This window comes from Streptomyces beigongshangae (genome assembly GCF_019710745.1).
Taxonomy (GTDB): Bacteria; Actinomycetota; Actinomycetes; order Streptomycetales; family Streptomycetaceae; genus Streptomyces; species Streptomyces beigongshangae.
This window is the reverse complement of sequence record NZ_JAHKJW010000153.1, coordinates 1-2,677: the sequence shown is the minus strand read 5'-3', so window position 1 is coordinate 2,677 and position 2,677 is coordinate 1. Positions and strand designations below refer to the sequence as shown.

At 63.4% G+C, this 2,677-nt stretch carries 3 protein-coding genes; 2 read left to right on the top strand and 1 reads right to left on the bottom strand.

Features of this window, described 5'->3' with window-relative positions:
* Positions 1-174 precede the first annotated feature (174 nt).
* Positions 175-1,311, top strand: a complete 1,137-nt coding sequence (locus KM933_RS38550; RefSeq protein WP_308013685.1) for a polyprenyl synthetase family protein — start codon at positions 175-177, stop codon at positions 1,309-1,311.
* Positions 1,312-1,330: 19 nt separating this feature from the next.
* The gene (locus tag KM933_RS38545) at positions 1,331-2,347 is read left to right on the top strand and encodes a terpene synthase family protein (protein WP_221362281.1); all 1,017 of its coding nucleotides are present in this window, start codon (positions 1,331-1,333) and stop codon (positions 2,345-2,347) included.
* On the opposite strand, the gene KM933_RS38540 is transcribed toward KM933_RS38545, so the two are convergent.
* A partial coding sequence (locus KM933_RS38540) for an integrase core domain-containing protein (protein WP_221362271.1) occupies positions 2,337-2,677 on the bottom strand: 341 nt, incomplete at its 5' end. The genes KM933_RS38545 and KM933_RS38540 overlap by 11 nt on opposite strands.

The following is a 2,677-nucleotide window of genomic DNA, read 5'->3' as shown; positions in this document are numbered from 1 at the left end:
CGCACCAGCTCGTAAGACGGCAGCCTCCGTTTATCCACCCGGGCCAGCAAGTGTGTTCATAAGGACGCAAGCGTTCAACACGTTCACGACCTGCGAGGCGTTGACCGGTTCCCACGACGGCACACACCAACAATCATTACTGGAAACGAATCCTGGCCATGGATGTGATGCCTTGTGACCGCTCAGCCCTTGCTGGCCGAGCCGATCGATCCGGCCTCGGTACGCACGGAAGTATCCGCCGTCCTGAGCCGGTTCCTGGCCTGCAAGGCTGACATGGCCCTCGGACAGGAGACGCCAGCCGGGACCATCGAGATCCTGAACGGCTTCCTGTCCGCCGGAGGCAAGCGTTTGCGGCTCCTGCTGTGCGTCACCGGCCGGTATGCCGCCGAGGACCGGGGTGATATCGCACCGGTCTTGCAGGCGGCGGCGTCGCTGGAGATGGTCCACGCCTTCGCCCTCATCCACGACGACATCATGGACAACTCTGCAACGCGCCGCAGCCATCCGACCGTCCGCCGCACCCTCGCCCGCCACCATGCCGGGGGACGCAGCACCACGGCAGCCGAGCATCTGAGCTTGGGTGCCGCCATCCTTATCGGGGATCTTGCCTTGGCCTGGTCGGACGAGCTCCTGCACAGCACTGGCCTCAGCGCGTTACAGCTCATCCGTGTCCTGCCGCTGATCGACGCCATGCGTACCGGGGTCATGTACGGCCAGCACCTCGACCTCAGCGTCACCGGAGCACCCACCAACGACCTCGACCGCGTCCTGGCGATCACCCGCTACAAGACCGCGAAGTACACCATCGAGCGCCCCCTGCGCATCGGCGCCACACCCGCTGGCGCCGATGACGCGCTGCGCCAGGCATTGACTGCCTACGCTACCCATGGCGCGGCTTTTCTCCTGCGCGACGACCTCCTCGGCGTCCACGGCAACTCGGAAGAGACCGGCAAGCCGTGCCTGGACGATCTGTGCGACGGCAAGCACACCGTCCTGATCGCGCCCGGACTGCAACACGCCACGATGGACCAGCGCCACACCCTACGCATACTTGTCGGCAGCCCCACCCTGGACGAGGACGACGGCGCCTGCGTCCGCGGTGTCCTGACCGCCACCGGCGCCCAGGACGTGGTGGAACAGCTCATCCGCACGCGCCACGAGCAGGCCCTGTGCGCCCTCACACAAGCCGCGCTGCCGCCCACTGCGACGGCGGCCTGCGGGAGCACGTCACCTGCGTCTGTCAGCAGCTTAGTTCAGAAGCCAGCTCCGGCAGCACCTGGCACACACCACGATCAAGCCCTCGGCTGCTGAATTCGAGAAAGGTCCATCAATGAGCCCTGCTACCACTCTCCACGAACGCATCAGCCTCCCCTTCCGGACCCCGCCGCATCCGCAGGCCGATCTGATCGAGGAACAAGTCCAGCACTGGACTCGCACCACAGCCCTCCGCGGCAGGGCCGAAGCCCTTGCCCGGTACGAAAAGATTCATCTGGGGCAGATGGCCGCCTTCGGAGCTCCCTACGCCACCATTGACCAAGGGGTCCTGTTCGGCAAGTTCCTGACCTTCATGTTCAACCTCGACGACCACATCGACCGCACACAAATTGGCGGACAACCCGACCAACTCGCCAGACTGTTCGTCAACTACCAACGACTAGTAGTCCCACCCGCTTACTGGAGCCCGCCTCTGCCGCCTCTGGCCTCGGAGGAGCAGCAATGTCTAGAGACATTCGAAGCCATCCTCCAGGAGGTACGACAGCAGACCACGCACCGGCACGTGGAACGCTTCCTGTACGACATGGAACTCACTTGGCACGGACTGCTGATGGAATCGTGTCTCCATCAAGCCCCCCAGCCCATCACGCCCGGCCAGTACGCCGTCACCCGGGTCTCCGGCGGTTACATGCTCGCTTCCTTCTCCCTCATCGACGCCGTCATGAACTGCCCCATCACCGCCGAAGAACTCGCACTCCCAGTCATCCGCCAACTCAACTCTCGGGCTGCTGCTCTGAACCTTTGGCTGAACGACATCTACTCCTGCCAGTACGAAGTCGACCAGAGCCTCACCGACACCAACCTGGTCTGGCTGCTCAGCAACGAACGGCGCGCCAACGAACCCACAATCAACAAGGCCATCGACGTCCTCCACGCCGAAGCAAACGCCTACCACCAGCTCGAAAAGAGCATCCTCAAAGACGCCGGCAGTGGTGTGGCCAATCATTTCTACTACATCCGCTGCACGATCTACGGTCAATACGTCTGGCTCGGCTACACTGAACGCTACGTCACCACCCCGGCCTCAGGGCCCTTGAACCGCTCCGGGATCGATGGAGACTCTATGCGTTGACTCCAGCCGCCGGTTGGGGCTGGAGTTGAGCGTAGTAGTTGGTCTCGTGTTCGTGCGGTGGGATGTCTCCGATCGCCGTGTGGAGGCGCTGGTTGTTGAACCAGTCGACCCATTCCGCGGTGGCGAGTTCGACGTCGGCAAGGCCGCGCCAGGGCTTGCGGGGTTTGATCAGCTCCGTCTTGTAAAGGCCGATCTGGGATTCCATGAGCGCGTTGTCCAGAGCATCGCCGACAGTGAGCCTCTTCCAACCTGGCGGGTGGTTGGACCGGCGACCCTGGTGACGGGCATACAGAAAGCTCCTGGTAGACGGGTTCACGACCAAGATCACCA

Excerpts from the sequence above, each read along its gene's own strand:
- KM933_RS38545 (WP_221362281.1), top strand. The coding sequence starts at position 1,331 with ATGAGCCCTGCTACCACTCTCCACGAACGCATCAGCCTCCCCTTCCGG.